The sequence below is a fragment of the Alkalihalophilus sp. As8PL genome (genome assembly GCF_040939795.1).
GTDB classification, from domain to species: Bacteria; Bacillota; Bacilli; order Bacillales; family Bacillaceae_D; genus Alkalihalophilus; species Alkalihalophilus lindianensis.
In genome coordinates this window covers 2,278,940-2,295,263 of sequence record NZ_CP162551.1, presented here as the reverse complement: position 1 = coordinate 2,295,263, position 16,324 = coordinate 2,278,940, and the positions used below count along the sequence as shown (strand labels likewise).

Sequence of the window (16,324 nt, the reverse complement as noted above, 5' to 3'; positions counted from 1 at the left end):
CGTCAACAAATGTATTTGATTTTTTTATTTTTCTAACGTATTCTTAAATTAAATCATTTAAAATTGAGGGGTATTCGTATGAGTTCACCGCGGTACAGGCAGATTGCAAGTCGTATGAAAGAGGAAGTTCACAAAAAAAACTGGCCCCCGGAAGAAGCCATTCCAACGGAAGCAAAATTGTGTGACATGTTTGAAGCCAGCCGGGTAACGGTTCGACAGGCAATCCAGGTTCTTGTTCAGGAAGGCCTCCTGTACAAGATCCAGGGTAGTGGCACCTATGTAAAAGGAAGCAAAATCGAGCACAACATCTATTCCCTTCGAAGTTTCACAGAAGAAATGGAAGCACTTGAAAAAGATATTGCCAATGAAGTGGTCGATTTCAGACTGGTGGTTCCTGAGGAGCATATTCGCAGCGTACTTGAAATGGAGGAAGGGGAAAAAGCTTTTTTTGTTAGAAGGCAGCGGATTGTGGACGGTACACCTTTTGTTCTAGAGGACACATGGCTTCCAGTCCGGCTGTTTCCGGATCTGAGCTATGAAACGATGCAGGGCTCCAAATACGATTACATTGAAAATAAAAAGAAACAGACCATCAAAGAAAGTTATCAGGAAGTGGTACCCATCCTCCCCGATCCAGATATACAGGAGCTTCTCGCTTTAGAAGAAGTTGTTCCTATTTTGAAAGTGCAGTTGTATTCGAGACTTGCAGACGCTACTATCTTTGAATACAGCGAATTGTATTTCAAGAGCGATGAATATAAATTTACAATCGTTGCTAGACGGGAGCGTGGCTTTTGAGGATCTTCCTATATAGTAAAGAGAGGCATACTTTGATGGCTGCCTCTCTTTAAGGGTAGGAGAGTCATAACCATGTAATGGGTTATGGCTCTTTTTGCTATAAAATTTAATTGGAACCCCTTTTTAATTCCCATTAAACCAGGCATTGTCCACTCTTCATCTAATTGTACGGTTATACTCCCAAGGTAAGTGGTGTATGAATGAATTTTTAAGACTTGACCGTAATTAAAATCACTAAATTATAAGACATACCAAAAAACCCACTAAACTAAAAGTCTAGCAGGCAAATCATAACTTCTATTCGACAAAATGAGGAATAAGAGTGAGCGCCCCTTATAATAATACCCATAACAAAATTGGCAATGTAACCAAACTAAGAAGTGTACTAATCAACGTACTACTAGACACAAGATCAGGCTCTGTACCGAATTGAAGAGAATACATCGTAGTATTCGCAGCTGTCGGCATAGCAGCCATTAAGATCATAATTTTTGCTAGCATCTCATCTACAGGTAACATAAGGACTAGTAAAAGAGCAATGACCGGTGAAACGACGAGTCTTATTACTAGCGCTACCGTTACTTTTCCTACTGGGATCCTCTTTAACGAGATCGATGCCAACTGCATACCTAAAATGATCATAATTGTAGGCACTGTAGCATCAGCAACAAAATCCACAGCTATAAAAATGTACTCAGGAATCGTAAAGGATACCAATTGTATTAATAGACCACCAAAGGCGCCATAAATAATTGGCATTCTTATAACTGAAGCTAAAGATGCTTTAATGGTTACTTGGCCCCTTCCGCCTAGTGCTGCAATAAATAAGCCAAATGTACTCATGAGCAACGATTGAAATACCATAAGAACAACCGCATAGTCTAATCCAGCAGCACCAAATGCAAATAGAACCACCGGCGTTCCATAATTACCATTATTCATAAAAGCTGCAGCTAGCATTACTCCGCACTGTTCTGATCGTGTATAACCAAGAAGCTTACCAATAATAAAAATGATGAAGAGTAATAGAACACATAGTAAAACAGAATACACGAGCATATGTATATATCTAATGTCTAACGGAGTCTGATAAAAGGTCCGAAACGCTAAGATAGGAGACATGAGATATAAAGCCATTACAGATAAGTTTTTGACATCAAATCCAATTTTCTTTTGACCAATATAACCAAGCGCAAAAATAATAAATACTGGCAATAGTATCTGAATAAAAACCATTTAATTCACCACTATCTTTATCATAAATTCCTTATAAGTCTCTTGAAAATCATATCAGCCCTATCACTCATTACAACATCATTACCTATTAGGTTATGACGTAGAAATAAAAGTAATGCCCATTAAAAGAGCATTACTATTCTAACGATTTAAATCTACATTGTACTGGTAACGGTCTGATCGGTACTTGGTTTGAGTAAATTCAACGGGTTCACCGTTTATCCCATAGCTAAGTCTTGTCATTTGAAGGAGTGCTGTACCTGCACTAACTCCTAAAAGATCGGCTTCATACTGAGTCGCATTAACAGCTGATATTGTTTCATTTGCTTTCTTTAAATAAATCTCATTATCTTCAAGCACTTCATAAAATTTCGCTCCGGCTAAATCATGCTCCATTAAAATATTTCCGATATGTTCGGGCCAACTCGACTTTTCGAGTGCAATCGGCTCATCATTGGCGAAACGAATTCGTTGTATAAGTAAGATAGACCCATCCTCTTCCACATTCAATTTCTTCTTTTCAATAAATAGATCGTCTCTAAGCTCTGCTCTAAGAAGTTTAGATGTAGGTAAATACCCTCTTTCCATAATTTCTTCAGCAAAACCAGTTAGCCTTCCTAAAGTTCCCGTAAACTTTAGCGATTTTACGATTGTACCCTTTCCTTGCTTCTTTTCAAGCAAGCCTTCATTCACTAAAGTCGTTATAGCTTGCCTTAATGTCGTACGGCTCACATTGAATTCGTCCATCAACTCTGTTTCAGTAGGGATCAAGTCTCCTTCTTTCCAAACCTTATCTGATATACGTTGCAACAAGATATCTTTAATCTGATGGTAAAGTGGCACTGGACTATTATGATTTAATTGTAAATGAACCATTCATAACCCCCCTCCTTCCAATTTCTCTTACTCTTTTTCTACATTGAGGTTTATACCCTTATTATACTCTGGGGAGCTTCATCTTTCATAGAAATAAACCTTTTTCATATGTTTCAGTCTGGATTTATTAAAGAAGGGACCCGGCGCAGCGGATCCCTTTACCCTTACAAGTTAAAAACGACAATTTTCTCTTCAGTCATTTCTTCTATTGCATATTTAGGACCTTCTTTACCAGAACCACTCTGTTTCAATCCGCCATAAGGCATTTGGTCCACTCTGTAGCCTGAAGTATCATTGATGATCAAACCACCCACTTCAATCTTCTCTGCTGCTTTCATGGCAAACGAAAGACTGTTAGTAAACAATCCAGCTTGAAGTCCATAAATTGAATCATTAACACGGGAGATTACTTCCTCTTCATCTCGATAAGTAGACACAGCTACAACTGGACCGAAGACTTCTTGTCGACAAACTTTCATGCTATCATCAACATTTGTAAGAATTGTAGGGGCAAAGAATACTCCATCTCGCTTTCCCCCTGATTCTATCTTGGCTCCATGACTTACAGCCTCATTTACCCACTGTTCCACTCGAATTGCTTCTTTCTCTGCAATCATCGGGCCAATTTGCGTAGCTGACTGGCTTGGGTCACCTATTTCAAGTGACTCTGTCACCTTTTTCATTTGGTCTAAGAATTTCTCATAGATCTCTTCTTGAACGTAGACACGTTGAACAGATATACACACTTGACCAGCGTTGTTAAAACTCTTCTGTGCACAAAGTGTAGCTGCTTGCACAATATCAGCATCATTATGAACAATGGTTGCTGAGTTATTACCTAACTCTAGTGAAACCTTCCGTAGCCCAGCCTTTTCTCGAATCAATTTTCCAACTCGAGGACTCCCTGTGAATGTAAACATGTTCACATCTTCGTTTTCTAATAACCATTCCCCGGTTTTTGCACCATTTCCAGTAATTAAATTAAATCGACCACGAGGAAGACCTACTTCTTCAAAAATTTGCATTAAGATAATGGCACTTATAGAGGTTACTTCCGCAGGCTTTAAGATGACACTGTTTCCACTAGCAAGGGCAGGGCCGATCTTGTGACAAACTAAGTTTAGCGGAACATTAAACGGTGTTATAGCAGCTACCACCCCAACTGGTACGCGCTTTGTATACGCTTGACGGGTTTCAGATCCTGGTGCCGCTTCAACCGGGACTCCCTCTCCGTGTATACGCTTCGCTTCTTCGGCTGATATTTCTAGCGTTTGGGCCGCTCTTTCTACCTCGCCTAGTGATTCTGTAATAGGCTTACCTACTTCTTGCACTAACACATTCGCTACTTCTTCTTTTCTCTTAATCAAAAGCTCTGCTGCTTTTTTCAAATAAGTAAAACGTTCATAAGGCGACAACGGGAGTTTCAATGCTTGTTTAGCAGAGGCAACAGCTTCATCAACATCCTGTTTCTCTGCTGAAGCTACATGTGCAATAGTAGTTTGGTTATACTTATTCAATACCTCAAAGGTTTCTTGCTTTTCTTTCCATCTACCATCAATATACAATCCATACGTTGGTACTTGAACAGTTGTTGTCATTATTAAAGACCCCTTTCGTTATAACGTTACTACCTTTTTGTTGTTTAAAAGTTGCTCTGCTTTGTTAGCACTCCCAAATACTCTAATTTTCTCTTTAACTTTTTCCTTCATAACTGCGCGACCTGCCCCTAAAGTATCAGCTAGTACGATATTGTTCATATCTTGTTGAAATGCTTCCTGAACTCCCTGTGTAAATGCTTGGCGTAGTTCTGTATCAACATTGATCTTTGAAACTCCTAAAGAAATCGCTTTTTGTACTTGCTCATCAGGTACATCTGAACCTCCATGAAGCACAATCGGTCTTTTCACTGCATTTGAAATCTCCTCTAAACGCTCAAAACGAAGCTTAGGTGTTTCTTTATAAATACCGTGAGCAGTACCAATTGAGACTGCTAAATAATCTACATCTGTCGCTAAAATAAATGCTACCGCTTCTTCAACAGTTGTAATTAAAGCATCCTTTTCATCTACTGTAATATCGTCCTCGGTTCCACCAATTTTTCCAATTTCACCTTCACTACCGATATTCAAAGCCCTTGATATTTCAACTACTTTTCTTGTAATCGCCGTATTTTCTTCAAATGACAAGGCAGATCCATCAAACATAACCGATTGGAATCCACACTGCACAGCTTCCATCGTTTGTTCAAATTGGCGACTATGATCTAAGTGAATGGCTATAGGAATCGTATAGTTTTTAGCCAATGAATCTATTAGTACTTTCATAGGCTCAAGACCAATGTTTTGAATGACTTTTTGACCTACTTGAATCATAATTGGTGATTGCTCTTCTTCTGCTGCTTCTAAAATAGCTTGAATTGTCTCTGCATTATGGGCACTAAATGCACCAACCCCATATCCATTTCTATACGCATGCTCTAACATTTCTTTTCCATTAACAAATGGCATACTATTACCTCCTAATTTGCGTTTCTATTTAGTAAAAACAGTATTCTTTGGAGCTAGTGGGGGATAGCTAGTTATTGGATCACCAATAATCGGAGCTAACCATTTATAATAAGCCTCAAGATTATCAATAAATGAAAGGGGCATGACCCTCTCTCCACAGCTCGCTACCGTCTGTAAGGAAGCAGGCTTCATTACAATCTCATATTCATTTTTTTCTGCTCTCTCCATTGATACCATCACATTAGATAAACCTTCCTCAACCCAACTAGCTCCGACCACGCCTACTTGATATGCTTCTGCTATGTCCCTTGATGATACAGATTGAGAGAAACTACGTTGGCTCATTCCTAGTAATTCAGCACGTGTTGTAGCCTTAAGCTCTTCTTTTAGGAATTGTTCTATTTGCTTAGAGATCCCTCCAAGAATGGCTCTTCCTCCTACAACATCATGTTGTAATTGTTTACCATTACTAAAGGCTACCCCTTCACTAACGACCACTACAGCATAACCATAGTTAGTCAATGCTGTTTTGACAGCCTTCAGCAATTGTTCTTGATCTAACGGTTTTTCTGGCAAAGCAATAAAATGGGGACCTTCTTCAGCAGTCGTCTTAAAAAAACCAGAAGCAGCAGCTAACCACCCTGCATTGCGCCCCATTGTTTCAAGTATCCTCACTTGTTCAAAGTTTTTCATTGAATAAAGATCTCTACTCAAATCTCTAGTAGCCTGGGCAACGAATTTAGCAGCACTTCCAAACCCTGGAGCATGATCTGTACATCCTAGATCATTATCTACCGTTTTGGGTAAACCAATTACTTGAAGATCATACTTCTGTCTGGCTGCTTCAATCCCGACTTTATTCAAAGCCTCCATCGTCCCATTCCCACCAATAAAAACAAGCGTATCAATAGACATTTTCTTTAAATGACGAACGGCTGTTGAGATATTCTCATCTGTGAATGAATATCTACCTGAACCTAAACAAGCACCAGGGATGTGCTCATGGTCTAGAATCCACTTTAGAATGGTTTCATTCCCTTCTGAAAATTGTCCATGTGTTAAGCCCTCGTATCCATTTTTAATAAAATGGAGTTTATTTCTCTTCATAGCTTGTTTCACAAAACCAACTAACGTCGTGTTAATAACGGATGTGGGACCTCCGGCCTGCCCAATGGCAATGTTTTTCATATCTCAGGCCCCCTTCATTATTTGGTAAAGACGGTTGTCTCAATGCCTAATTGGCGACCAAGTTCAATTAGTTCATCTACAACGTCTTCATAGACAATGGCATAATGTGGTTCAAAGCCATCTTCCATTAATGTATAAAGAGTTTCACTAACATTTGTCTCAAGTTGAACTTCTACCGACGTGCCGTTAAATCGTTGCGGAGTATCAAGCGCTTCGCCCCTCATAATTAACAAGCGATATCCATCGGTCTTTGTGTAACCTAATCTAAACATGGTCACTCCACCAGGTTTTAACCCAAACTCTAAGGTGAATCCTAATTTTCGATTAGGGTGGACCCCTGCTTTTGCCCCTACTTCAGGATGAGCTAATGAATAGGCTCCTGCTCCGCAATGCCAGAATACAGCGGAATTACTAGCCTCGTTAATATGCACCATATCACCTAAATAAGGGGCACTACCATTTGCGAGCTTCCGTAAAATAAACATGGAGATGGAGCCGTGTATATCTGACTCACACGAAGATACAACACCATCTTCTGTAAATTGGGATAATGTAGAACAAGCCGCTGCTCCTAGTTCATTAAAGAAATCTGGCCAGCACCTAACAGCGATTGCGTTAATTTCCTCTTCATCAATTCTATCTTTTATATACGTTGAAAACTGTGCGAACCGTTCAACTGTTTCATCACTACGATTCAAACCAACCACTTGTTTTTTTGCCCGCTCGATCATCCCTTCCCATTTTTCTTTAGGAAGCTTTTTGCATTCATTAAATGCTTCATACAAGTCAAAATATGTAACGGTCGACCCCACTTTCTCTTTTAACAACCTCTCATCTACATCTGAGAAGAAAAATCCTGGTGGATGCTCTCCAACCACACCAATTTTAAGATTTTTTAAGTCCTCTATTACATTTTGAACAGCTAGCTTTTGCTTTAGTTTTTGTATCACTTGAGCTTCATCTGCATTGCCAAATACAAAAGTGAACGGGTGATTATTAGACCTCAATACGTGACTAGTGCTATTACCGCCAGTTAAAGAATTTAGCCTTAATCTTCCCCCTACACTTGGTTCACGGACAGACCAAACAATTACTGGTGCCTCTACAAGCTCTGTCACTGCTTTAATAAATTCACCATCAGCAAATGTAACACTTTGATAAATCGTTGTTGTGATCGACTCATTATCGATTGTATTTAAGAAATCTGCTAAATCTTCTGGAGATGTGATGATTTCGCTTGGTTCTATAACATGTTCCGTTAGCTGATTAAGCAAATCAGAACTCTTTTTTCGTTGCTCTTCACCAGCTTCTAAATCAAAGGTCTTTCTTCCAATAGGTAAATAAAGGACATTGGTAGTAAGCAAGCTCGTCACCCCTTTTTTTAATATCTTTATCATATCATAGGTAGGTATGTTTTAAAATACATTATAACCTTTAGCAACTATTATTTAAATAATAGTTGCTACTCTTTCAAATAAATCTTTGTGTTTAGTAGCTTTTCTATAGAAGACAGGAGGTTTCCCAACAGGTGCTTCTACTTCTACATATCCACCGTTATGCTCCACTCCACTCCATAGGTGAACCCAATGATCCTCTGGTAAATAAACGGTCCACTTACCCTTTCCTTCTTCATAGACTGGAGCAACAAGAATGTCAGAACCCAGCATGTATTGATACTTGATATCATAAGATCGTTCATCTTCTTCATATTCCATAAATAAAGGTCGTTGGACTGGAATCCCTTCGTTCGCATTTACCTTCACGACTTCCTTTAAATAAGATCCAAGAGCCACGTATACATTCGTCATTTTCACAAAATGATCTAATGTTTCATCATCACCATCAAACTGGAAACAATCATCCGGTCGATTTCCCTCATGCGTTCTCATAACTGGAGTAAATGCAGCCATCTCAGCCCAACGAAGTAAAAGTTCCTTTGAGCGTTTATTTCCATGTAAGCTGGTATAACCACCAATGTCACTATGTGAGATCCCACACCCAGATAATCCTGCAGATAATGCTGCTGGAATAACTGACGCTAAGCCGTCATCTAAGCTCCAGTCAACACTTTGATCTCCTGCCCATAAGAGCGGACAATACTTTTGATTACCTGTATAACCAGCACGCATAAAATAAACAATATCTCCCCAACGTCCGCTTTCCTTTAGAGCATCATGATTCGCTTTCGCCCACATAGCTGGCCATGCATTATGCATCACCTTAGCTGAAACCCCATTTGATAGCTTGACATCTGTAGGCAGGTATTCTCCAAAATCGGCCATCCAGCCATCTAACCCAAAATTGATTAAGTTCTCTTTGATAACCGAAACATACCATCTATGTGCCTCTTCATTTGTAAAATCGACGACACCACAATAAAATTCACCAAAATCGACTACGTAATCACTACCATCTTCTTTTGTTGCTAAATACCCTTTTTCTTTTGCTTCCTTATATAAATGACCTTCTACAGCTACATAAGGATTGATGTATCCTAGGAATTTGATTCCTTGGCTTTTCCACTCATGGATCTTAGTATCTAAATTAGGATACTCTTCTGGATTCCATTTCCAGTTCCACATCAGCCTTTTTCCAAAGGATGTGATTCTCTTTCCTTGCCAATCTTGGCACCACACCGCACCAACTTTTAATCCCTTACTTAGAGCATGATCAATCTTTTCTTGAACCTTCTCTGTTCCACCTTGGATTCCTAACCAAATTCCCTCATATGTCCAATCTGGAAGTTCAGGCTGTCTACCTAGCCGTGCTGTTAATCGCGTGACTAGTTCCTTATAGGTTGAGCCGCATTCAAACAGGATGGATTGCGGCACTTCCCAAATTTGAAGCTCATGAAATGACTCTTGGCGAAAATCGAAATCTGCATAAGCTGTTGTTTCTACATGACAGAAGTACTTTCTTGTTGATAGAAACGTAGGTTGGGGAAAATTTGTATTATAGTAGTCTCCACCTGCCTTATCTTTCACATCCGCTTGCCAAGTAGTATAGGTGTTCTTATTACGTCCAACTCCAGGTTCTGACGTCCAAAGAGGGAAGTTTTTCCCTCTTAGGTTCAGATAAGAAAGCTGCTCACCGCACCCGTAGACTTTCTCCTCTGCGTCTGCGTGAAGACGCATCCAAAAGCGATTGATACTCTTATCTTGAAGAGTAAACGAAACTCTTAGGCCACCTTGATCTTGTTCTAGTTTAATAGAAAGAACATCTTCATCCTTAGCAAAACGTTTTAGTGTGATAGTCACAAGTTCTTCCTTATTTATTACTTCGGCATAACGAAGAGGGACACGCTCTACAATGTAATCTTCTATTTTGAAGTTTCCACGATACATATCAATAGATTCTTCACCAGAACCCACAAAGATAAAAGGTTTTTTAGTTTGATGTGAGAATAACAATGTTCCTTCTAAAAGAACATCAAATCCGTTATCATGTTCTACTACTTTAAACTGCTTCTTAACTAACTGTTTATTCATGATGGATTCTCCCTCTCTTTATTCACTAGATTATTTTCTCATCGTTAATCGGTTGCTCTAAATGTTGACTTTGACTACGTTCTAATGCTACAGCATACTTCTTGTTCCAACTTGTCAGAGCTTTAATGTAAAGTCCAATTGCCACTACCATTAAGGTAATCATTGCAGGCCAGAACCATTGAGAAACAATACCATCAGCATAAGCTACTCCAATTGGTGAGAAGACGATATACATAGCGACAACTAAGCTTAGTAAAATCACTGTTACTGGAATCGCATACTTCCAAGGAACCATGTCAACTTTCGGATTAGGTTTAAATTGGTATGGTGTCTCAAGTGGACGAATTTTCCCTACCACAATCATGATTCCAACTTCGATAACAAATAAAATTGCAGAAATATGAATGAAATTCATCTCAATAGTGATACCAAATAATTGATTTAATCCCCAAACAAGCATATAGTACGTAATGACGTGGAAGATAATCGCAATCTTAGCACCTAATGCAGGAATACGTTTTGAAATAATACCTACAAGAACAATTGCAATGATTGGAATATTGAAGAATCCTGTAAAGCGACGAATAAGATCCCAAATTCCATCAGGAGCGTTCATTAACATAGGTGCAATGAAGAATGAAATTAAGGCTAAGAGACTACCGAAATATTTACTGATCGTAATTAACTGACGGTCAGTGGCATCCTTATTAAAACCCGCTTTATAAATATCTAATGTAAACATAGTTGCTGCACTGTTTAGTAGGGAGTTAAAACTTGAGAATACGGCACCCAATAATACAGCTAAGAATAATCCAGACAAGAATGTAGGCAATAAATTAGATACAATTGTTGGATAAGCTAAATCAACCGGATCAATGTTACCACCATATAAATGGAAGGCAATGACCCCAGGAATCATCATTAAGAATGGTACAGCCAACTTATAGAAGCCGGAATAAATAACCCCTTTTTGACCTTCAGCCAGATTTTTAGCTCCTAATGTTCTTTGAATGACATACTGGTTTGTCCCCCAATAGAAGAGGTTCATTAGAATCATCCCTGTGAAGATGGTTCCAAATGGTACAGAGTCAGTGCTTGAGCCAATAGCATTTAATTTATCCGAGTGTTCTAAAGTAATTGTTTTCATACCTTCTAATGCACTACCATTTCCTAGTGCAATAAACCCTAATATTGGAACGACTAGACCAATTAACAATAATCCTATACCATTCAATGTATCTGAAACCGCAACCGCTTTCAATCCTCCGAATATCGCATAGAGGGCACCGATAGTCCCTACAACCCAAATGACTAACCATACCGATTGTTCCATTGAAATTCCAAGTAACTCCGGAACATCAAATAACCTTAAAATAGCTAATGCTCCAGAATACAATACAGAAGGAATGGTGACTAATACGTAACCGAGCATAAATAGAACAACAGTATAGCGTCTAACTCCTTCATCAAATCTCGTACTTAAAAATTCAGGTAAAGTAGTAAATGCTCCGCCAAGGTATCTAGGCAGAAGTATCAACGCACAGATAACAATTGCTAATGCAGCAGTAACTTCCCAGGCCATATTTGATAAGTTAGCACGATATGCTTGACCATTTAGTCCAATTAGTTGTTCAGCAGATAAGTTTGTCAGTAGTAGGGAACCAGCAATAAATCCACCTGTTAACCCTCGACCAGCTAAGAAATAGCCATCTGAATCATTTACTGAGTTCTTCGACTTAAGATATGAGACCCAACCTACTAAAGCCATAAAGATGATACAAGAAATAAGTGTAAATGCCATTGAACTTCCCCCTTAAATACCTTTTTTTATTTGTAAACAAAAGCCACATTCGCCCCAACAATCCCTGCGTGTGCCCCCCTAGACATGAAACGCTCATTATCCGGATGTGAAAGTAACCACTTATTTTTCATAAATAACCATTCATCATAACCTTTATCTTCATCTTTTAATGGAGTATTTGTTCCTTTAGGTAAAATAACTGCACATTTAAACCCGTCATCAGAAACCTTGCATGGGGCTAAATGAAGAGTTGTTTGAAATAATTCTATGGCAGTCCCCTTTGGCACAAAGAATGCCTGAACATTTCCAACTGAATAACGTCCTTCCTTGATGTCATTCACATGTCCAAGAAGTAATACAAAATCCGTAATGGCTATATTAATTTCGCTGCTCTTGTGAAATTCTAGCCCATTAAGGTGAGAGTTTTTTCCGTTACAGTACCCTAGTTGAACACTCATTCCTCCAAAATATCGACTTTCTACTAGTTGCTTTAAGTTAGTCTTTTCCCATTCGTTCACAGAAGGGATATAAACGTTACCAACTTCAGGTATGTCAGTGCCCTTCATTAACTGAGCCATTGCTCCCACAGGAAAATCTGGTAATACATTTCCAAATTTGCGGAAATGATCATCCTTTACGGAGGATAACCTAAGCGACTTATTAAGCGTTTTCATTTTTTCGATCATCTCAACACCCCATTAAAAGTAGTTATCTTTAATTAAACATCATTACCTTTGACGTTATTATAGTGTTAACTTTCTAAATATTCAAGCAAAACTTCACATTTTGGTCAAACTTATTTTCAAGCAACCTAAATAAAGGTGTCTACATAACAACTAAACATCATAACCAATTATAATCAGACTATTCAGTAACACTTAAAACCTGGGGAGTGGCTGGCCCCGGATCCCCCTTTTTTATCGATTCTAAATAACCTTGAATGGGAATGGTCAATTTCAAAGAACTTACTCCCGTTTATTTACCTAATTTAAGAATGATAGATCTACGAGTTTCGCTCATCATCATCCCTCTTAGCCCAGTTAATGGCTCTTCTCTTCCAAAAGTCAGAAGATACAGTATCTCTTTCAATTAGTTTTTCTATTTGTTTTGGAGAAAGTATAACAACATCCTTTACTTTTTCAGCCTGTATATCTCTTCTTAAGTTTGGAATATCTAACCTAATTGCAGTTTCTAGGGTAGGTAAGTATTTCACACGAACAAGCCCACTAAACTAAAACTCAGCAGGCATTATAATTGACAATTTCCGAGTAATTTCGGGCAGTGACCGCATATACTCTCACTCGTGTCAATAAATTTCACTCTAACTTAACATCGTCTCTAATGCATCCAGTTCTATAACTAAAGGCTCTTGGTAACTTTCAACAAGGTTTGTTTCGAGATATGCCCTTAGAGCTCCTTTGACAGGTGATTTATCTTTTATAACTTGTAAAACCTTAACTTTTAAATCCTTCAAGAGACCCTCAAGTTTTTTTATTAGAGTATCCAGATAGCCGTGAACATGTATTGATTTCTTTTGGAGAGCTAACTTGAGTACCTTTTTAGTTTGTAATTCCAATTCATCTTTCATTAAAGTCGTCATCTTATCGCTCCTATCGAGAAGGTATATTCCTTACTTCCTTTACCCATTCACTTGGAGGGTTAAGTGGTAATAAAATTTGGTCTGCATCCCCATTCAATAAACTCCCTGTTTTAGTATACTGCTTTTCAGCCCTACCAATGTTTAATGTAGTCCCTTTTGGAACTTCAATCACAGCTTCAAAACTCCTGGTATTTTTCCATCCAGGTAGCAGGGCCAGATCAATTTTAGATTGAATTTTATTGCCCGCAGGAGTAGTTGTAACAAAAGAACCCCCTATATCTGCTTTCCCTCCAAATGCTCTATATACTGTTACGTTTTCTTGTGTGACTACAGTTCGGTAGTTTGAATCCTTAAACGTACTGGCAATGGTACTTGGCAAGTCAACCTTATCAATTTCTTTAACCTTATTATCAATAAGTGTTGAATAGCTATTAACATTTTTTCTAGCATGACCACCAACACTCTTAGCCCCTCTAACTCCTCTTGTACCAAGCTTTACAAAACCTCCGCCGAGAATAGCTGCAGCTGCAAGAGCTTGTTCCCAGTCTTCTAACTCTCTCTTTGTAATGGGGGCAACCCCACTCGAGGCTTCCACTCCTGCTTTCACATATCCTAGAAATGGGGTGAAGTCGATGGCGGCAGAACTGAGTTCTCTTGAATGCTCTTTTGCCACTCTACCTACCGTTTTAGCACCATCTATTATCTGATCTCCTGCTTTTTGCCACCATTTTCGTTCTGGCTCTGCAGCTATTGCCACATGAACAGGCCTCGAACAACTTGGATTTGTCCACTTATCAAAGGCTACCACTTGTGTTATTGATGGATTCTAGATGAAAAGATATGCAAAAAAGCCCACTAAGCAAAAGCCTAGCAGGCAAATAAACAGACTCAATTTAGTCTTCTATGTTTGGTTATTCCCTAGATAATCATCTAATAAATCTTTGCCGTATTTACTTTTAGGTATAAGTCCAAAATGTTGATATGCCCAAATAATCCGAGTTTTAGTGGGATTCTCTTCTTCACTTGCATCATATTTAAAATCAACAATCAGCTTCCCTTCTCTATTAATACTCATTGTAAAATTAGTCCATACTTCACTGTAATTCACTTGTGTATATTCCCACAAATCCTCGACTAAAAAAGAAAGTTCATCCTCTGCATCAAGATAGTCAACTTGAGGAATAGAAGATCTTTCAGGAATTGTTTGACTATATACAGCTTCCTTCTTTCCAATAGGAAGATAGTAAAAAAAGAGGGTCTTAGCTGATGTATTTACTTCACCGTAAAATTTCACTTCATCCCATTCTTCTGGAATCATCTTCATAACTTGGATAACAATCTTTTCATAAAACTCGTTTAACTTTTCTTCCATTTTTTATTCCCCCTTATAGTTTCGCAACCTTCTACTATCCCAATCGAATAATTTGTTTGAGTGTGCTTTTCTAGGTAATTAATTAGTAATTCTAACTCATATTTGCTGTTAGGCTTTAAGCCAAAATGGTGATAAGTCCACACAATTTGAGCAATTAGAGAGTTTTCAAATTCTTCATCATAGTTGTACTCAATTTTCAGCTTACCGTCATCAATGATAGTGAGTGTGAAGCTCTTCCATAATTCTTGGTTGGTTTCTAAAAATGCATCAGTTAGATCATCAATCATAAAAATTAACTCTTGATCATCCTCCTCAAATTTTTCTTTATTCAAAGGGAAGAGGGAAGGAATATCATAGCTGTATACCACTTGATTTCCATTTTTACTTTTATAATAAAAGAAGGATGTAAGAGATTCGTCTTGAACATATGCAAATAACTTTACCAATGACCAAGGTTCTGGAATCATTGAAATGATCTTTGTTGAAATCTTTTCGAAATGAGTTTCAAGTTCATTTTCCATTTATTTAACCTCTTTTCTATTTTTAAGATTTACAGTTCTTAGAGATCCATTTCCTATACTATATTGAATTTGAAACCGTTCTGGTCTTTTGGAACCTCCTCTATACAATGGTTTTATCTTTACTTCAACCGTTTCAGGAGGATCTCTTCTCAAAGCTTGAGCCCATACATACTCTAACTTCTTATATTCTCCACGGTTAATATTGGCATTCATCGGAACTAAGTTATCTATATCCCCAGATCCCTTGAAAATACTCGCAATGAGGTGTCCGCCATCATCAGTTGGAAGTCGATCCGGTCCTCCAGCTTGTCTTTGAGCATAAGCATTTCTCGATGCTAAACCATAATCAAGCTTCGCCTCAACAGTTGCAATTCGACCTTTTGCATCGGTTGTATATTTATACCCAGCTGGCGTTACATATTCTACATTTGGTTTTAATTGCTTTTTTCTATTGACTCTCACATATTGAATTGACTTCCATATGTGACGGAACTAACCCCAGCTGCCTGCTCTACCCTAATCAAGTTCGCTTGATTCTTCTCACCTAGCTGGTTTCTCATCCCGCTTGTGTTGATGACGTTATGCGGGAGTCCTGCCATGGCGGGTTGTAATCCTGCATTCGGCGTCATCTGTTGAACAGCTGCTCCGACTTTATTCATCGACTGCTGGGCTTTTTCTCTTATAGATGAAAGCCCTCTGGCGTTAGTAGCTGCGGTTGTGGCTTGGTTCACGCTATTTTGTGCGGCTAAATGTAATTGTAATTGATGCTGGGATTGATAACCAGGTTGTCCACCAAGACGGCCGAGACGACTGGCATGGGAGACCTTTGAATAGGAAATAGTCTTTAAGTTCTCCACATAGTTAAGAGGGAGAGAAAAACTCGACAAAATGAGGAATTGGGGAGTAACTGGGACCGCCACCACGAAAAATGGACGCA

The 16,324-nt window shown here is 38.6% G+C and carries 17 protein-coding genes; 1 reads left to right on the top strand and 16 read right to left on the bottom strand.

Annotated elements, in window-relative coordinates:
- The first annotated feature begins 114 nt into the window (after positions 1 to 114).
- Positions 115 to 798 (top strand): GntR family transcriptional regulator, encoded by a 684-nt coding sequence (locus AB3N04_RS13095; RefSeq protein ID WP_368503191.1) that lies wholly within the window; start codon positions 115 to 117, stop codon positions 796 to 798.
- 333 nt (positions 799 to 1,131) lie between these two features.
- Here AB3N04_RS13095 and AB3N04_RS13090 read toward each other — a convergent pair whose 3' ends face one another.
- The 16 genes from AB3N04_RS13090 to AB3N04_RS13015 form a co-directional block, all read right to left on the bottom strand.
- On the bottom strand, positions 1,132 to 2,034 hold the full coding sequence (locus tag AB3N04_RS13090) for an AEC family transporter (RefSeq protein WP_368503190.1): 903 nt from the start codon (positions 2,032 to 2,034) through the stop codon (positions 1,132 to 1,134).
- Positions 2,035 to 2,175: 141 nt separating this feature from the next.
- On the bottom strand, positions 2,176 to 2,910 hold the full coding sequence (locus AB3N04_RS13085) for a GntR family transcriptional regulator (protein WP_368503189.1): 735 nt from the start codon (positions 2,908 to 2,910) through the stop codon (positions 2,176 to 2,178).
- A gap of 164 nt (positions 2,911 to 3,074) precedes the next feature.
- Entirely contained in the window at positions 3,075 to 4,508 is a 1,434-nt protein-coding gene (locus AB3N04_RS13080) for an aldehyde dehydrogenase family protein (RefSeq protein ID WP_368503188.1), read from the bottom strand.
- An 18-nt stretch (positions 4,509 to 4,526) separates the two neighbouring features.
- Positions 4,527 to 5,417: a ketose-bisphosphate aldolase gene (locus AB3N04_RS13075; protein WP_368503187.1), complete on the bottom strand. Its 891-nt coding sequence runs from the start codon at positions 5,415 to 5,417 to the stop codon at positions 4,527 to 4,529.
- A gap of 24 nt (positions 5,418 to 5,441) precedes the next feature.
- A complete protein-coding gene (locus tag AB3N04_RS13070; RefSeq protein WP_368503186.1) occupies positions 5,442 to 6,605 on the bottom strand; it encodes a diphosphate--fructose-6-phosphate 1-phosphotransferase in 1,164 nt (387 codons plus the stop codon).
- Positions 6,606 to 6,622: 17 nt separating this feature from the next.
- Positions 6,623 to 7,978: an L-fucose/L-arabinose isomerase family protein gene (locus AB3N04_RS13065; protein ID WP_368503185.1), complete on the bottom strand. Its 1,356-nt coding sequence runs from the start codon at positions 7,976 to 7,978 to the stop codon at positions 6,623 to 6,625.
- Positions 7,979 to 8,053: 75 nt separating this feature from the next.
- Positions 8,054 to 10,093, bottom strand: coding sequence for an alpha-glucosidase (locus AB3N04_RS13060; RefSeq protein WP_368503184.1), 2,040 nt, complete (start codon positions 10,091 to 10,093; stop codon positions 8,054 to 8,056).
- Positions 10,094 to 10,118: 25 nt separating this feature from the next.
- Positions 10,119 to 11,894: a solute:sodium symporter family transporter gene (locus AB3N04_RS13055; protein WP_368503183.1), complete on the bottom strand. Its 1,776-nt coding sequence runs from the start codon at positions 11,892 to 11,894 to the stop codon at positions 10,119 to 10,121.
- A gap of 26 nt (positions 11,895 to 11,920) precedes the next feature.
- Positions 11,921 to 12,580, bottom strand: coding sequence for a DUF4867 family protein (locus AB3N04_RS13050; RefSeq protein ID WP_368503182.1), 660 nt, complete (start codon positions 12,578 to 12,580; stop codon positions 11,921 to 11,923).
- A gap of 317 nt (positions 12,581 to 12,897) precedes the next feature.
- On the bottom strand, positions 12,898 to 13,107 hold the full coding sequence (locus AB3N04_RS13045) for a hypothetical protein (protein WP_368503181.1): 210 nt from the start codon (positions 13,105 to 13,107) through the stop codon (positions 12,898 to 12,900).
- 108 nt (positions 13,108 to 13,215) lie between these two features.
- A complete protein-coding gene (locus AB3N04_RS13040) occupies positions 13,216 to 13,494 on the bottom strand; it encodes a hypothetical protein (RefSeq protein WP_368503180.1) in 279 nt (92 codons plus the stop codon).
- A 10-nt stretch (positions 13,495 to 13,504) separates the two neighbouring features.
- Entirely contained in the window at positions 13,505 to 14,251 is a 747-nt protein-coding gene (locus AB3N04_RS13035; protein WP_368503179.1) for a pre-toxin TG domain-containing protein, read from the bottom strand.
- 144 nt (positions 14,252 to 14,395) lie between these two features.
- Positions 14,396 to 14,866 (bottom strand): immunity protein YezG family protein, encoded by a 471-nt coding sequence (locus AB3N04_RS13030; protein WP_368503178.1) that lies wholly within the window; start codon positions 14,864 to 14,866, stop codon positions 14,396 to 14,398.
- Complete coding sequence (locus tag AB3N04_RS13025) at positions 14,851 to 15,387, bottom strand: immunity protein YezG family protein (protein WP_368503177.1); 537 nt, start codon at positions 15,385 to 15,387, stop codon at positions 14,851 to 14,853. The genes AB3N04_RS13030 and AB3N04_RS13025 overlap by 16 nt, the downstream gene beginning before the upstream one ends.
- The gene (locus tag AB3N04_RS13020) at positions 15,388 to 15,849 is read right to left on the bottom strand and encodes a DNA/RNA non-specific endonuclease (RefSeq protein WP_368503176.1); all 462 of its coding nucleotides are present in this window, start codon (positions 15,847 to 15,849) and stop codon (positions 15,388 to 15,390) included. It lies immediately after the preceding gene.
- Positions 15,846 to 16,310, bottom strand: coding sequence for a hypothetical protein (locus AB3N04_RS13015; RefSeq protein WP_368503175.1), 465 nt, complete (start codon positions 16,308 to 16,310; stop codon positions 15,846 to 15,848). The genes AB3N04_RS13020 and AB3N04_RS13015 overlap by 4 nt, the downstream gene beginning before the upstream one ends.
- Positions 16,311 to 16,324 lie beyond the last annotated feature (14 nt).

Excerpts from the sequence above, each read along its gene's own strand:
- AB3N04_RS13095 (WP_368503191.1), top strand. The coding sequence starts at position 115 with ATGAAAGAGGAAGTTCACAAAAAAAACTGGCCCCCGGAAGAAGCCATT.
- AB3N04_RS13090 (WP_368503190.1), bottom strand. The coding sequence starts at position 2,034 with ATGGTTTTTATTCAGATACTATTGCCAGTATTTATTATTTTTGCGCTT.
- AB3N04_RS13085 (WP_368503189.1), bottom strand. The coding sequence starts at position 2,910 with ATGGTTCATTTACAATTAAATCATAATAGTCCAGTGCCACTTTACCAT.
- AB3N04_RS13080 (WP_368503188.1), bottom strand. The coding sequence starts at position 4,508 with ATGACAACAACTGTTCAAGTACCAACGTATGGATTGTATATTGATGGT.
- AB3N04_RS13075 (WP_368503187.1), bottom strand. The coding sequence starts at position 5,417 with ATGCCATTTGTTAATGGAAAAGAAATGTTAGAGCATGCGTATAGAAAT.
- AB3N04_RS13070 (WP_368503186.1), bottom strand. The coding sequence starts at position 6,605 with ATGAAAAACATTGCCATTGGGCAGGCCGGAGGTCCCACATCCGTTATT.
- AB3N04_RS13060 (WP_368503184.1), bottom strand. The coding sequence starts at position 10,093 with ATGAATAAACAGTTAGTTAAGAAGCAGTTTAAAGTAGTAGAACATGAT.
- AB3N04_RS13055 (WP_368503183.1), bottom strand. The coding sequence starts at position 11,894 with ATGGCATTTACACTTATTTCTTGTATCATCTTTATGGCTTTAGTAGGT.
- AB3N04_RS13050 (WP_368503182.1), bottom strand. The coding sequence starts at position 12,580 with ATGATCGAAAAAATGAAAACGCTTAATAAGTCGCTTAGGTTATCCTCC.
- AB3N04_RS13040 (WP_368503180.1), bottom strand. The coding sequence starts at position 13,494 with ATGACGACTTTAATGAAAGATGAATTGGAATTACAAACTAAAAAGGTA.
- AB3N04_RS13030 (WP_368503178.1), bottom strand. The coding sequence starts at position 14,866 with ATGGAAGAAAAGTTAAACGAGTTTTATGAAAAGATTGTTATCCAAGTT.
- AB3N04_RS13025 (WP_368503177.1), bottom strand. The coding sequence starts at position 15,387 with ATGGAAAATGAACTTGAAACTCATTTCGAAAAGATTTCAACAAAGATC.